Here is an 18,333-nt window from a genome sequence, read left to right on the forward strand (position 1 = left end):
CGAGTTTATCAAGCGTGCCGCCGGTATGGCCAAGCCCCCGGCCAGAGATCATCGGGACGTAGACACCGCAGGCCGCCAGCATCGGGGCCAATACCAGCGATACGCAGTCGCCCACGCCGCCGGTGGAATGTTTGTCAACGACAGCACCCGGCAGGTCCCAGTCCAGCGTACGGCCACTGTCGCGCATGCCCCGCGTCAATGCGATCCGACCCTGTTCGGACAGGCCCCGCAGACAGACAGCCATGGCAAACGCCCCGGCCTGCGCGTCGCTGACGCGGCCATCGGCCAAGCCTGCGGCGAATGCGGTCAGGTCTGCATCGCGCGGCGTGTCGCCGTCGCGGACCCGGGCAATCAGGGCGCGCACGTCCATGGTTTAGCCCTTGGTCATGTAATCTTGATCGAACGCACCGGGCAACAGGGCCGCAACGGTGGTGTGCTGCACGTGGCCGTCCGTGGTCGCCAGCGTGACCGGCGTGTCGCCGTCTGCAAATTCAGCGATTTTCTGGCGGCACCCACCGCAGGGGCTGACGGGGCGCGGGCTGTCCGCGATCACGGCAATGGCGCTGATGCGCGTATCACCGCCCGCGATCATCGCGGCAATGGCCCCCGCTTCGGCACAGGTGCCTTCGGGGTAGGCCACGTTTTCGACGTTACAGCCGATATGCAGCGCACCGGATTCCCCGCGGATCGCGGCCCCGACCTGAAATTGCGAATAAGGCGCGTGCGCCCGCAGCCTGACTTTGGTTGCGGCGGCGATCAGGTCGTCGGGGTCTGGCATGGGATGGCTCCGTTCGTTGGCATGACCTTGCCGGGCAAGGGACCGGGATGCAAGGGCGGCCGCTGCGGAACCACCGCCCTACGCACCGCGTTATCATGATGAATGACAGGAGAGTCCGCATGATCCCCCCCACCGCAAAACCCGTTCTTGAAACCGATGCCGCCCATACGCCCAGCGACGCAGACGCGCCGATGACATCCGATCAGGCCGATATGCTGCGCGTCATGTGCGAAGCGGCGGGCGAACCGTTCGATGCCAGCCTGACACAAAGTCAGGCCGTCGCGCGGATAGAAGAGCTGCGCAAGCAAACCAACGAAGACCAGAATCTGTAAGGGGACGCAGCCATGGCGAACATGACCGCAGATAATCACAAGATGGACGGCGAACAGGCCGCGATCCTGCAGGACCTGTGCGAAAAGACCGGTCATCCCTTTGATGACCAGATGTCCAGCGCCAAAGCGGATGAGCTGATTGAACGGCTTAGCCAGGACGTTGACGGCACCGAGGTACCGGATGACCGCTAAACGCTGACCTGCAACACCATTTTCAAAATTCGTTCCGGCGCGGCCGCGTAAAACCCGCGCCGGATGTCACGCTGTCACCCTGGCCAGATCACGTTCCCATGACAAAATGGAACCGAATCGCAATTCAGAACATTACAGGAACACACATCTGGAGAAGCGTGATGACAGACAACACCAACACCCCCAAACAAGATGCCCCCGGCAATGCCGACAAACCCGTTGATGATTGGGTCACCGGCGACGAGGCGATGACCGGTGCGCAGGCCAGCTATCTCAAGACCTTGTCGGAAGAAGCGCAAGAGCCGTTCGATCCCGACATGACAAAGGCCGATGCATCAAAGCAAATCGAAGCCTTGCAGGAAAAAACCGGGCGCGGTCGGTGATTTACGTAGCTTCCCCCTGACCCGCAAAAGCATTATCGGTGCGGCTGAACCTATACGAAAGGCCGCGCCATGAGCACCGACAATTCCGAAAACACGCGGCGCGCGGCGCTGGATTACCACCAGTTCCCCCGTCCTGGTAAGCTGGAAATCCGTGCAACGAAACCGCTGGCCAACGGGCGTGACCTGTCGCGGGCCTATTCGCCGGGCGTGGCAGAGGCCTGTCTGGAGATCAAGGCAGACCCGGACACGGCGCGCGATTACACGACGCGCGGCAACCTGGTCGGGGTCGTGACCAACGGCACTGCGGTTCTGGGGCTGGGCAACATCGGGGCGCTGGCGTCCAAACCCGTCATGGAAGGCAAAGCCGTCCTGTTCAAGAAATTCGCAGGCATCGATTGCTTCGATATCGAACTGAACGAAAGCGACCCGGAAAAGCTGGCCGAACTGGTCTGCGCGCTGGAACCGACATTCGGCGCGATCAACCTCGAAGACATCAAGGCACCCGATTGCTTTATCGTCGAAGAGATCTGCCGCCAGCGCATGAACATCCCGGTCTTTCACGACGATCAGCACGGCACGGCCATCGTCGTGGGTGCTGGCGTCACCAACGCGCTGAAAATCGCGGGCAAGGATTTCGAAGACATCAAGGTGGTGTCAACCGGCGGTGGGGCGGCCGGTATCGCCTGTCTGAACATGCTTTTGAAGCTGGGGGTGAAACGCGAAAACGTTTATCTTTGTGACCTTCAGGGGCTGGTTTACGCGGGCCGCACCGACGACATGACCCCACAGAAAGCCGCCTATGCCCAAGGCAGCGCACCACGCGCCCTGGCAGATGTGATCGCGGGGGCCGATCTGTTTCTGGGCCTGTCGGGTCCGGGTGTTCTGACACCCGATATGGTCCGCACCATGGCCGATACGCCGATCATCTTTGCGCTGGCGAACCCGCACCCCGAAATCGACCCCGCTGCCGCGCGCGAAGCGAACCCACGCGCGATCATCGCCACAGGCCGGTCTGATTTTCCCAATCAGGTCAACAATGTGCTGTGCTTTCCGTTCATTTTTCGCGGGGCGCTGGATGCCGGGGCCACGACCATCAACGACGAAATGAAAATCGCCTGCATCGAAGGCATCGCCGCCATGGCCCGCGCGACCACCAGCGCCGAAGCGGCAGCAGCCTATCAGGGTGAACAACTGACCTTTGGCCCGGATTACCTGATCCCCAAACCGTTCGATCCGCGCCTGATGGGCGTGGTCGCCAGCGCCGTGGCCAAGGCCGCAGGCGACACCGGCGTGGCCCAGCGCCCGATTGCGGATCTGGCAGCCTACAAGGCGAAACTGGACGCCAGCGTGTTCAAATCCGCGTTCATCATGCGCCCGGTGTTCGAAGCGGCGCGCGGTGCCGCCCGCCGCATCGTCTTTGCCGAAGGCGAAGACGAACGCGTACTGCGCGCCGCACAGGCCGTCATGGAAGAAACCACCGACGTGCCAATCCTGATTGGACGGCCAGATGTGATCGCCGCGCGCTGCGAACGGGCCGGGCTGGATATCCGCCCGGACGTGGATTTCAAGATCGTGAACCCCGAAAGCGATCCGCGCTACCGCGACTACTGGGGCACCTACCACGACATCATGGCGCGGCGCGGCGTGACACCCGATCTGGCAAAGGCGGTGATGCGGACCAATACCACCGCCATCGCCGCCGTCATGGTCCACCGCGACGAGGCCGACAGCATGATCTGCGGCACCTTTGGCCAGTTCCTGTGGCACAAGAATTACATCGAACAGATCCTTGGGAATGGCGGTCTGCACCCGGTCGCGGCGCTATCGCTGATGATCTTGGAAAACGACAGCCTGTTCATCGCGGATACACAGGTCCACGAAGAACCGACGCCCGAACAGATCGCGGAAACGGTGATTTCCGCGGCACGTCATATCCGCAGGTTCGGGATCGAACCCAAGATCGCGCTGTGTTCACACAGCCAGTTCGGAAACCTTGACAGCAACTCTGGCCGCCGGATGCGGGCCGCGTTGAACCTGCTGGATGCCGCGCCGCGCGATTTCGCATACGAAGGCGAGATGCATCTCGACAGCGCCTTGGATACGACGCTGCGCGATCACATCTTTCCGGGGTCACGGCTGGACGGGGCCGCCAACTGCCTTGTCTTTGCCAATGCCGATGCCGCCAGTGCCGTGCGCAACATTCTGAAAATCCGCGCCCAGGGGCTAGAGGTCGGACCGATCCTGATGGGCATGGGCAACCGCGCGCATATCGTCACCCCGTCGATCACGACGCGTGGCTTGCTGAACATGTCGGCCATCGCCGGCACACCGGTCGCGCACTACGGCTAGCCCCTTCTTCTTGCCGTAAATATCCCGGGGGTTTGGGGGCAGAGCCTCCAAGCCGTCCACCGGACGGCCCACTGTCAATTATTTCACACGCTGCGCCGGGCGGGCGCGACATGGCTTGCCCGACGCCATGCCAGTGCCTATCCAAGACCGGCAAGGTTTGGGAGGACACGATGCGCTACGCCGATATTTACAAAAGCTGGCAGGACGACCCCGAAGGCTTCTGGATGGAACAGGCAAAAGCGATCGACTGGGTCGTACCCCCGACCCACGCCCTGAACGACAGCCGCGCGCCGCTTTATGAATGGTTCACCGACGCGCAGGTCAACACCTGCTACAACGCCGTGGACCGCCATGTCGAAAACGGGCGCGGCGCACAGAACGCCATCATCTACGACAGCCCGATCACCGATACGGTGCGCTACGTCACCTATCACGACCTGCGCGACCAGACGGCGGCGCTGGCAGGCGCGCTGCGGGACAAAGGGGTCGGCGTGGGCGACCGGGTCATCATCTATATGCCGATGGTACCCGAAGCGATTGTCGCCATGCTGGCCTGCACGCGGATCGGCGCAATCCATTCGGTTGTTTTTGGCGGGTTTGCCGCCAACGAATTGGCGGTGCGGATCAACGATGCCACGCCCAAGGCGATCATCGCCGCGTCCTGCGGTCTGGAACCGAACCGCGTCGTCGCCTATAAACCGCTGCTTGACGGTGCTATCGCGCAAGCCAGCCACAAACCGGATTTCACCATTGTGCTGCAACGCGACCAGCAGCCCTGCGACCTGACCGACGGTTTCGATTTCGACTGGCATGCGGTGCAGGACGGCGTCACCCCTGCAGATTGCGTGCCGGTCTCGGGCGATCACCCGGCGTATGTGCTGTATACATCCGGCACCACCGGCGCCCCCAAAGGGGTGGTTCGTCCCACGGCGGGACATCTGGTGGCACTGCACTGGACGATGAAGAATTTCTACAACGTCAACCCCGGAGAGGTGTTCTGGGCCGCGTCCGACGTGGGCTGGGTCGTGGGGCACAGCTATATCTGCTACGCGCCGCTGATCGCTGGCAACACCACCGTCGTGTTTGAAGGCAAGCCCGTTGGTACGCCCGATGCGGGCACCTTCTGGCGGGTCATTCAGGATCACAAGGTCCGCAGCTTTTTTACCGCGCCCACGGCGTTCCGCGCGATCAAGCGCGAAGACCCCAAGGGCGCGCTGATCAAGGACTATGACATTTCCAGCTTGCGCGCGCTGTATCTGGCGGGCGAACGGGCGGACCCCGATACGATCATCTGGGCGCAGGACGTCATGCAGGTGCCGGTCTATGATCACTGGTGGCAGACCGAAAGCGGCTGGCCGATGGTCGGCAACCCCGCAGGAATAGAGGCATTGCCGGTCAAGATCGGCAGTCCGACCGTGCCGATGCCGGGCTACGACATCCGGATTCTGGCCGACGATGGCACCGAAATGCCCACAGGCGAACTGGGGTCCATCGCAATCAAGCTGCCCCTGCCCCCCGGCACGCTGCCCACCCTGTGGCAGGCCGAAGACCGGTTCGTGAAAAGCTATCTGACAAACTTTCCGGGATTTTACGAAACCGGCGATGCGGGATTGATCGACGAAGACGGCTATCTGTACGTGATGGCGCGCACAGACGACGTGATCAACGTGGCGGGCCATCGGCTGTCGACGGGCGCGATGGAAGAAATACTTGCCAACCACCCTGACGTGGCAGAATGCGCCGTGATCGGCGTGCACGACGACCTGAAGGGGCAGTTACCCATGGGTTTTGTCTGCACCAACAAGGGCACAGCGCGGTCGGATGCAGAGATCGTCGCCGATTGCGTCAGGATGGTGCGCGACAGCATCGGCCCGGTCGCGGCTTTCAAGCTGGTCGCGGTGGTCAATCGTCTGCCCAAGACGCGGTCCGGCAAGATCCTGCGCCGCACGATGGTATCGATCGCGGACGGCGCGGATTTCAAGATGCCCGCGACGATCGACGACCCGGCCATTCTGGATGAAATCCGCGAAAGCCTGAAGCCGCTGGGCTACGGCCGCTGATGGCGTGGGGGCGCTGCCCCCGCGGCTGGCGCCGCCCCCCCGGAGGTATTTTTGGCAAGATGATGCAGGGATATCGCCCCGTGTCAGGGGAATTGATTTGGCGAAAGGGAGAGCTGTGAAGCAGCTGGATTTCGGTCAAAGCGGCAAGTGGCGGTTCATTTCCGATCAGGTGATGGGCGGCCGATCCGAAGGACACGTGGATTTTCACGCCGCGGACGGGCGGACCTATGCCGCGCTGCGCGGCACGGTCAGCACCGCCAACAACGGCGGTTTCATCCAGATCCGGCGCGATGTGGCAGGGCTGCCTGCGGACGCGACGCGGCTGATCCTGACGGTGCGCGGCAATGGTGAATCCTATAGGGTGCATCTGCGAACGATCCGGTCTGAACGCCCCTGGAACTATTTTGCCGCCGGGTTCGTGGCGCCACCCGACTTGACCGAGGTGGTTTTGCCGCTGGCCGATTTCGCGCCGAACAGCGACGGGCTGACCGCACCCGTGACGCCCGCCGACGTGCGGTCGATCGGGATCGTGGCCTATGGCGCGGACTACACGGCAAAACTGGATATCGCGGCGATTTCAGTCGTCTAAACGAACTGTTCGCGCAGCAGACGTTCCTCTAGTCCGTGACCGGGGTCGAACAGGATGCGGTGGCAGATGTCGGGTTCGGACCGGATTTCAACGCTGACGACGTTGCGCACCGACTGGCCGTCGGCATCGGCCATCACGGGGCGCTTGGTGGCGTCCAGCACATCAAACCGGACCACGGCGGATTTCGGCAGCAAGGCCCCGCGCCAGCGCCGGGGGCGAAAGGCCGCCATCGCAGTCAGCGCCAGCACGCCGGAACCGATCGGCAGGATCGGGCCGTGCGCCGAATAATTGTAGGCGGTGGACCCGGCGGGCGTGGCAACCAGTGCGCCGTCACAGACCAGTTCCGGCATGCGCACACGGCCATCCACAGTGATCCGCAGCTTGGCGGCCTGTGCGCCCGCGCGCAGCAGGCTGACCTCGTTGATGGCGAGTGCTTCGTGCATGGACCCGTCGACCGCAAGCGCGTTCATCACCAGCGGGTTGATGACCTCTTGTTCGGCGTTATCGAGGCGTGCCAACAGATCATCGTCTCCGTAGGCATTCATCAAGAAGCCGACGGTGCCCCGGTTCATGCCGTAGACGGGCGCACCGATATTCTGTGTTTCGTGCAAGGTCTGCAACATGAACCCGTCGCCGCCCAGTGCCACGATCACATCGGCCAGATGCTGCGGCACGTTGCCGTGGCGTGCGCCCAGCACGGTCAGCGCCTCTTGGGCGCTGGGGGCGCGGCTGGCAACAAAGGCAATGGAACGATACGGCATGGCGGTCCTATAAAAACGTCAGCCAAGGCATGGTTTCCGGTTGCACAGGCGATTGCAAGTCGCAGACGCATCCTGCTGCGGCGAATTGGTGCTTTAGACAGACGCCGTGATGGATTATGAGGGCGTCAATGGGTCTGTTGGCCCCCCGTGCGAAAGGATACGACAATGAATGCCTCTCACCGCGACGACGGCTTTTTCACCGAAACACTTGAAAGCCGCGACCCCGACCTGCACGTCGCCATGCAGGCGGAACTGAAGCGTCAGCGCAAGGAAATCGAGCTGATCGCATCGGAAAACATTGTCAGCGCCGCCGTCATGGAAGCGCAGGGCGGCGTGATGACGAACAAATACGCCGAAGGCTATCCGGGCCGTCGCTATTACGGCGGCTGCGAACACGTGGATGTGGCCGAAAATCTGGCCATCGACCGCGCCAAGCAGTTGTTCGGCTGCGATTTTGCCAACGTGCAGCCCAATTCCGGAAGCCAGGCGAACCAGGGCGTGTTTCTGGCGCTGCTGCAACCGGGCGACACCATTCTGGGCATGTCGCTGGATGCGGGCGGCCACCTGACCCACGGCGCGCGTCCAAACCAGTCCGGCAAATGGTTCAACGCCATTCAATACGGTGTGCGCCAACAGGATCTGGAACTGGATTATGATCAGGTCGCGGATCTGGCGGGCGAACACCAGCCAAAGATGATCATCGCCGGTGGGTCCGCCATTCCGCGCATCATCGATTTTGAAAAGATGCGCGCGATCGCGGACAGTGTGGGTGCGTATCTGTTGGTAGATATGGCGCATTTCGCAGGTCTGGTTGCCGCTGGCCTGTACCCGTCGCCGTTCCCGCATGCGCATGTCGCCACCACGACGACACACAAGACCCTGCGCGGCCCGCGCGGCGGCATGATTGTGACCGATGATGCCGAAATTGCGAAAAAGGTGAATTCTGCCATTTTCCCGGGGCTTCAGGGTGGTCCGCTGATGCATGTGATCGCAGGTAAGGCCGTTGCATTCGGCGAAGCGCTGCGTCCCGGTTTCAAGGATTATCAGCGACAGGTCATCGCCAACGCACAGGCGCTGGCCGACGAGCTGATGAAGGGCGGGCTGGACATCGTGACCGGCGGCACCGACACGCATCTGATGCTGGTTGACCTGCGCCCCAAGGGCGTCAAGGGCAATGCAACAGAGGCCGCTTTGGGCCGCGCGCATATCACATGCAACAAGAACGGTATCCCGTTCGACACCGAAAAGCCCACGATCACGTCCGGCATTCGCCTAGGCTCGCCCGCAGGTACGACGCGGGGATTTACCGAAGAAGAATTCCGCCAGATTGGCCGCTGGATCGGGCAGGTCGTCGACGGGCTGGCCGCCAACGGTGAGGACGGCAACGGCGAAACAGAAGCGCGCGTCGCCGCCGAAGTCGAAGCAATGTGCGACAAGTTCCCGATCTATCCGAACCTGTAACCGGTTCCGATTGCGCGACATCAGACGGGCTGCCGCAGCGATGCGGCGGCCCGTTTTTGTCACAGCCAAGGCCTGAGGCTGAAACGGCAGTAATCAGGCCACGGCGCTTTGGTTCGACGCAATGCCATCGCAATCCATCAGCCGGTCAAATTCGATGTAGAACGTAGACCCGACGCCCAGTTCGCTGACATAATCGATATCGGCGTTGTGCCGCGCGACGATCTGCTTGGTGATGTGAAGACCTAGCCCGGTGCCACCCACCTTTCGGACATCAGACGAATCGACTTGGCTAAACCTGCCGAACACCCTGTCCTGTGCGTCGTCCGGAATGCCCAATCCTTTGTCCTGAACCGCAATGCGTATCCGGTCATCCAAGTTGTCGACACGCACTGTCACCGCGTCACCGCCCACGTCAGAGAATTTCAGTGCATTCGACAGCAGATTATTCATGACCTGAATCAAGCGGTTTCGATCCCCCAGAACCCTGCAATCCCCCGCGCAGAAAACGGTTTTGACATCAATGCCAAGCTTGCTGGCATAGCCTGCGCTGCTTTCGACGGCTTCTGCCACCAGATCATTCACATCCAGCGGTTTGAACTGGAACACCATTTCGTCCGCATCAAGTTTTTGCAGATCAAGCAAGTCTTCGATCAGGGTGGCAAGACGCTGCGCATTCCGGGCCGCAATGCTGATGATCGGCTTGAGCGTGGCAGGCATCATGCCAAGCTTGTCACTTTTGACCAGTTCCAACGACCCGATGATCGACGTCAGCGGTGTCCGCAATTCGTGGCTGACGGTCGCCAAGAACTGCGATTTGACCTCTAATGCGGCTTTTGTGCGCTGGTTTTCGTTCTTGAGAAGCGCCATCTGTTCAAGCCGATCCTGAGACGTACGATAGAATTTGATGGCGATATCGATGATGAAATACAGCACGAAGATGATTGTGAAAAACTCTAACCAGATCGGAGAGCTGAGCGGAGGCGAATAGCGCAGCACGTCCAGAAACGCGATGTAAACAAAGGCCAATCCGTAAATCGAAAGGCGTAGCAGCAAGATGCCGATCATCTGACTGTTGTACATCGCAGCAAAGACTGACGCCGAGAACAGAAAGAATAGCGGGGTGAAATGCCCGCCCGATTGCTGCTGCACAGCGATGTTGACGATGAACACACAAATCGCGACCGCACTCAGGACAGTGTTGATGGCAATTCGTTTCAGGATCAATCGACCGATGACGGGATCACGACCATCCCAGGATTTGGACCGGCGCGTCAGGAAGATGTCGAAAAGCTCGGTCAGGACGACGATGCCATAGGACGCAAAGATCGAAATAGCGTCGAAGTAAAATCCCGATAGAACCGCCGCAGCAAAAAAGCTGGCTTGCCGTTTCCAGGCAAGCTGATTGGCAAGGTCGACGTAATCCTTGATCCGCTGTTCGCGACCCACAGGGTTGAACCAGTCGGCCGGGTTCGCCCAAGTCGTGTTCAAGTCCGTCATACCAATTGCTGCCGTTATGCTTTTCTTTACCTCTATGTCCAGAATATGTTGAAATTAAATCACACGTCAGGCGCGATGTGACTTTTATTGGCACAATCTAAGGCAGAGCTATCTGACACTTGCGGCTGGCCTAGGCCGCGTCGGGCCGGCCTGATTTGGGTCTGGCATAAACCCCGGTCAGTTTTGGAAAGGCGATATTGGACTGCGGAACATCATCCACCGGTCCGAAAACCGGGGTGCGTGCCAGAACTGCAGCGCGCTGTTCGCGTACCTTTGCGGTCAGCAGATGAACCGGCTTTTTCAAACCCGGATAGCTGCGGGGTTTCAGTGCCAACTCGTAACCAAGGTAACGGCGATAGAATGCCGTATGCTCTGCCCGTACCGGGGCGAGCGCCAGATCGATGTCGTAGAACATCGTTGCAAGAAACGGGATGCGCAGGGCCAGAAAATGCAGCGGGACACGCTGCTTGCGGGCCATGGGGTCAATCACAAAGCGGGTGGAATCCAGCACTGTTTCTTCGCGTGCCAGATGATCCGCGATTTCGGGAAACACGTCCAATGTCGGCGATGTCGCGCAAAGCTTTGACATCACGTGCAGACGCACGGATGCCAAAATCTCTCCGTCCATCTCGACCGCGACATGGATACAGTTTTCCGTTTCGTCAAATGCGTCGGACATGATGCAACGTTCGTTGTCGGCAATCGATCCTTCGGCGTGGTAACAGTTGTAACGCAGGCGATAAACGTCTTCCAACCCTTCGTTGTCCGTCAGCAATCTGTAGCGGGAATGTTTGAGCGCATCGATAACTTGCTGGTTCATGATCGCCCCTGCCCTTGTCCGTTGATCATGGCAGCGCGCGGCAGATCAAAAGATCGCTGTAACCACGGTAAACCGTGTCCTGACGGATGATTTCCAGTCCTGCTGCCGTCGCAGCCGCCGCAATCTCTGCGTCAGAGTGGGTCCAGTAGACGCCTTTTTTCTGCGCGCGGCGGATGACCGTATTCTGCTTGGCGATTTCGCGGCCCTGCCAGAAAATCCGCAACGCACCCGCAAGCCCGTGCTCTTTTTTCAAATGTGAAAAAAGATAACTGCGCCAGTCGGTCACATCCATCAGGCGCCCAAGATCAACCAGATACAGCACCCCACCCGGGCGCAACAGCCGCCGCAGATCGGTCAGGCGCTGTTCCGGCGCCGTCATGGCGTAAAGCGCGTGAACGCAGACGATCAAATCGGCTGTGCCCGGCGCATCGATGTCTTCCAGCGCGCGGTTTTCATATCTGATGTTGTCGAATGCGGCTAATTTGGCACGCGCGGCTGCAATCATCCCCGGATCGGGTTCGGCAAGACAGACATTGCTGTCAGGACAGACGCGGGCGGCAATCTGCGTGTAATTTCCAGTGCCGCCGCCAATGTCATAAATCACCTGAGGTGACGTAATTTGCGACAGGAACAACTCAAAGTCGGAAAGTATCTTTTGATACTCTGGGTTGTGTTTGGACAGTAGATCATAGGCCGCAGCATAGGCGCTCCAGTCGGCTTTTACCGACTGATCGGCCACAGCAGATCCGGCGTGATCCACGGTTAGATGCCTTTCGGCACGTGCGCGTATGGACATGGGAAAGCAGTAATCCTTGGGTTGGCAAAGGACGGCTTGCTGAACAAGCGTATGTATTAACAGGACGTTAACTCACAGATTTTGCATTACAAGCGATTTTGGAAACAATAGCAGAATTATGGCAGCACTGTTTCCATTGTTGGCCTAATCACTGGTCCGCCGCTTCACAGCCCCTCAGGCCCAGACACGCATGGCGTGTACCACCACCGGAAATTGCAGAAGCCCCACAAAAGTTAACAAAACAACCTGAAATTGCGTGGGCGCAGTGCGACTGACATCGGTGATTAAGAGCTGCCGGATCAACTTTTCACACGCGACCGGGAGCCTGCTACGGGTCTGGTCTGCCGCTGCAAAAATGCGACACCACAATCGCGTTTTGGCCAAAATCGGGGGCCAAATCCCGCATGACCGACACATTCAAACCGCATTTTTTGACCATGAGGGACGAATCAAAGACGCGGAAACAAGGTGGAGCCGTCATGAGGCGATTTGTGATTTACGACGACCCGGCTGCTCTGGACCTCGTCGCGCATTTTCTGGGACTTGAAACCTATGACAACGACAATGTGGCCCCGTCACAGGCAACTCAGTCTGTCCGCATGGATGACGATTCCCACCGATCCCCGTTGACCCGAATGACACGAACGTTGGGAACGACATAGATCTCCTACAGCTGTTCAGTCATCCGTCGGCGACCGTAGCAGGCCAATTTCTTATACGATTGGTGCTTGATCATTGCAGTCCGGAAGAACATGGCATAATAGGTAATGCAAATACTTATTATGAGTGAGACCGCGTCATGCGCCTGACCAGCTTCACCGATTTCGGGCTCCGTGCCCTGATGCGGATGGCGAGCGCGCCGGATCGCGCTTTTTCGACAGCAGAGATTGCGGATGAGTTCGGCGTGTCCCGACACCATCTGACAAAGATCATCCAGCGGCTTGCACGGCACGGTATCGTGGCGACACGCCGGGGAACGGGCGGCGGTGCGATGCTTGCCCGCGATGCGGCAGAGATCGGTTTGGGCGAAATCGTTCGGCTGCTTGAGCACGATCAGTCTCTTGTGGAATGTTTCGCTGCGGATGGGGTCTGCTCGGTGTTTCCGGTCTGCCGACTGAAGGGCAAACTTCAGGCTGCGGAAAAGACGTTTTTGGCTGAACTCGACCGTTCGACCCTCGCGGATATCGCGCTGCCGGCCCAAATTCCGGTCCGCGCTGCAGCAGGGGTTGCGTCATGAACGATGTCTCGATTTCCACCGACGGTTTTGTTGTCGATGCAGGGATCATCGGAAACGCCTTTGGTATACCTGCCGCAGATGTTCCCGCAAGAATGCGGGCAGGAGATATCACCAGCCGGTGCGAAACTGGCGTCGACGACGACGCCGGGCGCTGGCGACTGACTTTTTATTTCGGTGGGCGCGCCCTGCGTCTTGTCGTAGACGAGGCAGGCACGATCCTGTCGCGGTCGACTTTTCCGTCTCACCCGCCGACCACGGGTCCGATCGACCTCTCCACTCTCACCGACAAAAGCTGACGATCCGTTTCTTTCGAAAGGAGATTTCAATGCTTCGATCTTCCTGCCGCGCGACCGGGTTTGGCGCCCTGCTTGTGCTTGCCGCCATTGTGGCACCTGCATCAGCCTCTGCGCACGTCAAATGGTTCGCGCCCTACATCGTCGATGCCGCACCCGCGCCCGTCACGTACACGCTGACCAATAGCTGGTTCTGGAGCGGGATCGCGCTTGTTCTTGTCTTCTTTATTGCGACGCGTCTCTTTGAGCGCAGTGCGGCAGGAGAGTTGACGCTCGACAGGATGGACCGGGTTGCATTGCCGCTGTGGCTGCGGCTGGACGATTTTGTCCGCATCATCATCGCAGGCTTTTTCGTCGCGATCTTTTCGGTCGGCGGTGTCTACCTGACGCCCGATCTTCAGACCCCTGCCGAATGGGTCAGCTGGGTCCAGCTTTTGATTGCCATTGGCGTCGTGTCGCGCCGGACGATGCCCCTGTCGGCCGCCGGTATCATATTCCTGTGGGTGCTGGCGTTGCGCGACTACGACCCGTTCCATCTGCTGGACTATCTGGCGCTTGGCGTGGCCGTGTCCGCCTATCTGGTGCTCGAAGCGTCGGACCGGCCCAACTGGCGCAAACACCGCTTTGAGGTGCTGCGCTGGGGCGTGGCCATCGCGCTGATGTGGTCGAGCCTTGAAAAATTCGCCTATCCGGAATGGTTTTTCCCCTTGGTAGAAGAACGGCCCTTCCTGACGTTCGGGTTGCCGCGCGACATTTTCATACCCATGGCCGGCGTGGCAGAGTTTACGATGGGTTTCGGGCTGCTGGCGACACCATTGGTCCGCAGGCTGTCGGCGATTGCACTTCTGGTCATCTTCATTACGGCGGTCTACCCCTTTGGCCGGGTCGACCTGATCGGTCACGCGTTGATCATGGCAATCATTATCGTCATCGCCGTCGACCAAACCCGCGAATTGCATTTCTGGGGCTGGATCAGGGGCGCCTTGATCGGTGTGCCTGTCGGGCTTGCCGCAGCGCTGCTGATCTTCGGCACCGCCTACTGGGGGCTACATGCCGTCTTTTACGGCACCGATACGCGGACCATGGCAGAGATCAACGCCGAACAGTCCGACATGGCGACGCATTCCTACTCGGAAGAGCATCCGCATGGGCCGCAGGCCCTTGTCAGTGTGACAGAGGCACCGATGGCATCGGACGCGCCCTTGCGGATCGATGCCGCGACGGCCACGGCCGCCTACGCCCGGTCAATGATGGGTATGCACGACGAGATGATGGCAGGGCTGCGCCATGAAGACCCTGACGTCGCTTTTGTGCTTGGGATGATTCCGCACCACCAGGGCGCGATCGACATGGCCCGTATTCAGTTGGCCGCCGGGTCCGATCCTGAAAACATGGACCTTGCCCGGCACATCATCGCAGAACAGCAAGCAGAGCTCGCGGCGATGCGCGCCTGGCTGCGCGAACGCGGCGTCGATACGCCGGACGGCTGATGTTTCAATGGGCGGCGTTGGCTTGCATCCGGCGCCGTTCGCTGGCCGCTAAAGGCAAGCAGCATTGTTCCGGGTTGCGGAACAGGCGCGTGCCGGGACCGGTGACCAGAACCGGATTGGCGTGCTGGCGTCAGCTCTGAAAGCGCAGCATGAGGGCGACGCCGGCCCATGCACAAAAGCCTGTCAGGACGGCACCCCAGATTGTGTCGGTGACCACCATCTGCCAGGACCAGTCCTTCATGATCGACATCGAGGTGAACTCGTAAGTGCCGTAAGCCATCGCCCCGATGATCGCGCCGTGTAGCGCCGCGCGTCCGGGTGCGGCATCCCGCAAGGCCGGTATTGACACAAGGAAAACGAGGCCGGCAACATATGCCAAGTAGAATAGACCGGCTGGCGCCAGCATCGGGCTGTCCCGCATGGCGTCACCCAGATGACGTGAAAAGATCGGCTTCATGACAAAGCTGAGCATGACAGCATCGATGGCAAGGAACATGACTGCAGTCATGGCGTAAAGGATCATTTGGTTTCCTTCCTTGAACAATAATGTCGAGGTAGCGCAAATGATCATGAATAGTAGGCAGCCCGGAACAGATCGATTGCCGGGCGACCGTTGATCTGTAACCGAGTCGCGGCAGGCATTTTAGTGCGGGTCCGCATGCCGGCTAGCGGCAGTTCAGTCGAACCTGTTCAGTTGCAATCCACCACCATATTCGGACATCGATCTGCTTGACCTGGTGTTTCAGCTGATGCCACGCCTTGCGGGCCCACAAGATAAAGAACCGCACGACGCATCGGGACGTGAGTGATGTCCACGCATCTGCGATCTCATTTGTCGTGACGATCAATAGACTGCGAAACGGCGCTTACATCAGCGCCCAGTTTTCGGGTATCATTTCAGTCAAAGACGTCCCAAATGATGACACTTTGACCCCGGTGGTGCCCCCTGACTTTAGCTGAAACGCCAGATGACATTCCCCGACTTTTCCAAGACGCTTGGAACCGGAAAGACGCCCACGCGCTGGCGGCTCTCTTTTCAGAGGATGCGGATTTCGTGAACGTGGTGGGCCTTTGGTGGCACAATCGCGCGGATATCGAACGCGCCCATCACTACGGGCTTACGACGTTTTTTCGCAACAGCACGATCTCGGCACGGCGCGTCAAACTGCGCCAGATGAGCGAGGATATCGCCATTGTTCATACCCGCTGGAAACTGAGCGGACAACGCGACAAGGCTGATGAGGCTTTGGGGGATCGCCTTGGCATCATGATCTTCGTGGCAGAACGCTCTTCCACTGGCTGGATCGTGTGCGCTGCACAGAACACCGACATCAACCCGGGCATGGAAACCAATGTCTTCCGCAACGGGAAAATGTCAGCCGTCGACTATCGGGATAAAGAGTAGCGCTTTCCAAATAGCGCCCGTTTGAGCCATTGCGCGCCTGCAATACTGGTTGGGTTATATCGAGATTTCGTGGAGCAGTTTTTTCCGATCCATGGTTAAGGCGCGTTCGTGAAGCACGACTTTTCCGCCGCGTAGGGCGAAAATCTCGTCCGCAGACGACACTGCGAATTCAAAGAACTGTTCGACCAAGATCAACGCCATTTCGCCCTCTGCGCGCAAAGCGGCAATAACGCGGCCAATATCTTTGATGATGGACGGTTGTATGCCTTCCGTCGGCTCATCAAGCAGCAGAACCCGTGGACGGGTTACAAGGGCGCGGGCAATGGCGAGCTGTTGTTGTTGTCCGCCAGACAGATCACCCCCCCGGCGATTGCGCATTTCGGCCAAGACTGGGAAAAGCTCGTAGATGCGATCCGGTATGCGATGTTCGGATCGTGGCAGGCACGCGAACGCGGTTTCGATGTTTTCCGTGACACTCAGACGCGGAAAAATTTCGCGGCCCTGTGGCACGTAGGCTATCCCGGCCCGCGCGGCCTGCGCGGCGGTCGGGTGGCCCAGATCGACACCGTCCAATGTAATCGTGCCGCCCCTGAACGGATGTCGACCGGCGATCGCTTTGATCAACGACGTCTTGCCCACGCCGCTCATGCCCATGACGGCTGTGACCTCACCCACCTTGGCGGTCAGGTCGATCCCGTGGAGCACCTCGCTCTGGCCGTAGCGCAGCGTCAGATTACGGACTTCCAACATGGCTATCGCCCCAGATAGACGTCGATGACGTCTTGATTTTGCGTGACGTGGTCAAGGCTGCCCTCGGCCAGAACCCGACCTTCGTGCAGCACGGTCACCCGGCAGTTCAGACGGCGCACGAATTCCATATCGTGTTCGACCACGACGACGGCATGACGGGTTGCCAGCCGTCTCAGCAGATTGGTCGTGTGTTCACGTTCGGCGGGCGTCATCCCGGCAGCGGGCTCGTCCACCAGCAAAAGCCGCGGTTCTTGCGCCAGCAGCATCCCGATTTCCAGCCATTGCTTCTGGCCGTGGCTGAGCGTTCCGGCAGAGAGGTCGATCTGTCGTTCCAGCCCCACCTCTTTGGCGACCGTCATGATCCGTTCGGTGCTGCCGCCGTCACTGAATAGCACTGCAAAGGGGCCACGCCGGTCCTTCAGCGCCATCGCAAGGTTTTCGCGCACGGTTTGATCTTCGAATACCGTGGGCTTTTGGAACTTTCGCCCAATCCCCGCCCGCGCGATGTCTGATTCCGACCGCCCCACGAGGTTAAGGTTGTCGTCACCCCACAATACCTTGCCTGTGTCGGGGCGGGTCTTGCCGGTGACGATGTCCATGAACGTGGTCTTGCCCGCGCCGTTGGGTCCGATAATCGCCCGCAGCTCCGGCTCTCCGATGACGAACGACAGGCCATTGATGGCCCGAAAGCCGTCAAAAGAGACAGAGATACCGTCGACTTCCAACAAGGTCATTGGTTGCCCTCCACGTCGCGTTTCGCGCCTTTGTCGGGGCCATAGTCGCCTTGCCTGTCGGCGCGGCGGCGGTCGGTCCACAGATCCACCAGACCGCCAAGACCCTTGGGCGCAAACAGCGTCACGCACACAAAGCTGACGCCCAGCAGCACCAGCCACCATTCGGTCCAGCGAATCTCGTAGATGCCAAGGTCGATGTCAGGCGCGCCGCCAGAGGTGAACCAGTTAGATACCAGCGATACTGCAATCGCACCGATGGCCGCCCCATACAGGCGACCGCGACCACCGATGGCGACCCACACCGCCAGATAGATCGACGCGATCGGCGCGATCTCTCCGGGGTTGATGATGCCGGCCTGCGGATAATACAGCGCACCCGCGATGCCGGTGACAATGGCGGTCAGGG

Annotated in this window: 19 protein-coding genes and 2 pseudogenes; 11 read left to right on the forward strand and 10 right to left on the reverse strand. The window is 59.9% G+C overall.

All coding sequences use genetic code 11. The features are described 5' to 3' along the window. Together GZH79_RS19070 and GZH79_RS13655 are read right to left on the reverse strand one after the other, a co-directional pair. Positions 1-370, reverse strand: a pseudogene (locus tag GZH79_RS19070) (thymidine phosphorylase); the annotation flags it as partial. Between the two features lie 3 nt (positions 371-373). Then, the gene (locus GZH79_RS13655; protein ID WP_211644335.1) at positions 374-778 is read right to left on the reverse strand and encodes a cytidine deaminase; all 405 of its coding nucleotides are present in this window, start codon (positions 776-778) and stop codon (positions 374-376) included. 119 nt (positions 779-897) lie between these two features. Here GZH79_RS13655 and GZH79_RS13660 point away from each other — a divergent pair, with 119 nt between their 5' ends. The 6 genes from GZH79_RS13660 (at position 898) to GZH79_RS13685 (ending at position 6,683) form a co-directional block, all read left to right on the forward strand. Beyond that, positions 898-1,110, forward strand: a complete 213-nt coding sequence (locus GZH79_RS13660; RefSeq protein WP_211644336.1) for a DUF3072 domain-containing protein — start codon at positions 898-900, stop codon at positions 1,108-1,110. A gap of 12 nt (positions 1,111-1,122) precedes the next feature. Then, positions 1,123-1,302, forward strand: coding sequence for a DUF3072 domain-containing protein (locus GZH79_RS13665; RefSeq protein ID WP_211644337.1), 180 nt, complete (start codon positions 1,123-1,125; stop codon positions 1,300-1,302). Positions 1,303-1,463: 161 nt separating this feature from the next. After that, complete coding sequence (locus GZH79_RS13670; protein WP_211644338.1) at positions 1,464-1,685, forward strand: DUF3072 domain-containing protein; 222 nt, start codon at positions 1,464-1,466, stop codon at positions 1,683-1,685. Positions 1,686-1,754: 69 nt separating this feature from the next. Further along, on the forward strand, positions 1,755-4,034 hold the full coding sequence (locus GZH79_RS13675) for an NADP-dependent malic enzyme (RefSeq protein WP_211644339.1): 2,280 nt from the start codon (positions 1,755-1,757) through the stop codon (positions 4,032-4,034). A 170-nt stretch (positions 4,035-4,204) separates the two neighbouring features. Continuing rightward, positions 4,205-6,094: a propionyl-CoA synthetase gene (locus GZH79_RS13680; RefSeq protein WP_211644340.1), complete on the forward strand. Its 1,890-nt coding sequence runs from the start codon at positions 4,205-4,207 to the stop codon at positions 6,092-6,094. A gap of 115 nt (positions 6,095-6,209) precedes the next feature. Next, entirely contained in the window at positions 6,210-6,683 is a 474-nt protein-coding gene (locus GZH79_RS13685; RefSeq protein WP_211644341.1) for a CIA30 family protein, read from the forward strand. On the opposite strand, the gene GZH79_RS13690 is transcribed toward GZH79_RS13685, so the two are convergent. Next, a complete protein-coding gene (locus GZH79_RS13690) occupies positions 6,680-7,444 on the reverse strand; it encodes an NAD kinase (RefSeq protein ID WP_211644342.1) in 765 nt (254 codons plus the stop codon). The two genes, GZH79_RS13685 and GZH79_RS13690, sit on opposite strands and share 4 nt — an antisense overlap. A 165-nt stretch (positions 7,445-7,609) precedes the next feature. Between GZH79_RS13690 and glyA the strand changes: the two genes are divergently transcribed. After that, complete coding sequence (glyA, locus tag GZH79_RS13695) at positions 7,610-8,905, forward strand: serine hydroxymethyltransferase (protein WP_211644343.1); 1,296 nt, start codon at positions 7,610-7,612, stop codon at positions 8,903-8,905. Between the two features lie 93 nt (positions 8,906-8,998). Here glyA and GZH79_RS13700 read toward each other — a convergent pair whose 3' ends face one another. From GZH79_RS13700 to GZH79_RS13710, 3 genes are all read right to left on the reverse strand, one after another. Further along, positions 8,999-10,402: a HAMP domain-containing sensor histidine kinase gene (locus GZH79_RS13700; protein ID WP_211644344.1), complete on the reverse strand. Its 1,404-nt coding sequence runs from the start codon at positions 10,400-10,402 to the stop codon at positions 8,999-9,001. Positions 10,403-10,532: 130 nt separating this feature from the next. Further along, positions 10,533-11,222, reverse strand: coding sequence for a GNAT family N-acyltransferase (locus tag GZH79_RS13705; protein ID WP_211644345.1), 690 nt, complete (start codon positions 11,220-11,222; stop codon positions 10,533-10,535). A gap of 25 nt (positions 11,223-11,247) precedes the next feature. After that, positions 11,248-12,018 carry a class I SAM-dependent methyltransferase gene (locus GZH79_RS13710; protein ID WP_211644346.1) on the reverse strand — a complete coding sequence of 257 codons (771 nt, stop codon included), beginning with the start codon at positions 12,016-12,018 and terminating at the stop codon, positions 11,248-11,250. Positions 12,019-12,817: 799 nt separating this feature from the next. On the opposite strand from GZH79_RS13710, the gene GZH79_RS13715 reads away from it, so the two are divergent. From GZH79_RS13715 to GZH79_RS13725, 3 genes are read left to right on the forward strand one after another with little or no spacing between them, the layout of a single operon-like run. Further along, the gene (locus GZH79_RS13715; protein WP_211644347.1) at positions 12,818-13,255 is read left to right on the forward strand and encodes an Rrf2 family transcriptional regulator; all 438 of its coding nucleotides are present in this window, start codon (positions 12,818-12,820) and stop codon (positions 13,253-13,255) included. After that, the gene (locus tag GZH79_RS13720) at positions 13,252-13,551 is read left to right on the forward strand and encodes a DUF6522 family protein (protein WP_211644348.1); all 300 of its coding nucleotides are present in this window, start codon (positions 13,252-13,254) and stop codon (positions 13,549-13,551) included. Before GZH79_RS13715 ends, GZH79_RS13720 begins: the two co-directional genes overlap by 4 nt. A gap of 29 nt (positions 13,552-13,580) precedes the next feature. Further along, positions 13,581-15,038: a DUF305 domain-containing protein gene (locus tag GZH79_RS13725; protein ID WP_211644349.1), complete on the forward strand. Its 1,458-nt coding sequence runs from the start codon at positions 13,581-13,583 to the stop codon at positions 15,036-15,038. 130 nt (positions 15,039-15,168) lie between these two features. Here the strand turns inward: GZH79_RS13725 and GZH79_RS13730 are convergent, their stop codons facing one another. Further along, a complete protein-coding gene (locus GZH79_RS13730; protein WP_249219195.1) occupies positions 15,169-15,561 on the reverse strand; it encodes a DUF2177 family protein in 393 nt (130 codons plus the stop codon). A gap of 450 nt (positions 15,562-16,011) precedes the next feature. Between GZH79_RS13730 and GZH79_RS13735 the strand changes: the two genes are divergently transcribed. Beyond that, entirely contained in the window at positions 16,012-16,443 is a 432-nt protein-coding gene (locus GZH79_RS13735) for an SgcJ/EcaC family oxidoreductase (RefSeq protein WP_349291205.1), read from the forward strand. 54 nt (positions 16,444-16,497) lie between these two features. On the opposite strand, the gene urtE is transcribed toward GZH79_RS13735, so the two are convergent. The 3 genes and pseudogenes from urtE to GZH79_RS19075 all read right to left on the reverse strand — a co-directional run. Further along, positions 16,498-17,193, reverse strand: a complete 696-nt coding sequence (gene urtE / locus GZH79_RS13740; RefSeq protein WP_211644351.1) for an urea ABC transporter ATP-binding subunit UrtE — start codon at positions 17,191-17,193, stop codon at positions 16,498-16,500. 2 nt (positions 17,194-17,195) lie between these two features. Then, entirely contained in the window at positions 17,196-17,927 is a 732-nt protein-coding gene (urtD, locus tag GZH79_RS13745) for an urea ABC transporter ATP-binding protein UrtD (protein WP_211644352.1), read from the reverse strand. Then, a pseudogene (locus GZH79_RS19075) lies at positions 17,924-18,333 on the reverse strand (urea ABC transporter permease subunit UrtC); the annotation flags it as partial. The gene urtD and the pseudogene GZH79_RS19075, both read right to left, overlap by 4 nt.

The sequence above is a fragment of the Loktanella sp. SALINAS62 genome (assembly GCF_018263905.1).
In the GTDB taxonomy this organism is placed as follows: Bacteria; Pseudomonadota; Alphaproteobacteria; order Rhodobacterales; family Rhodobacteraceae; genus Loktanella.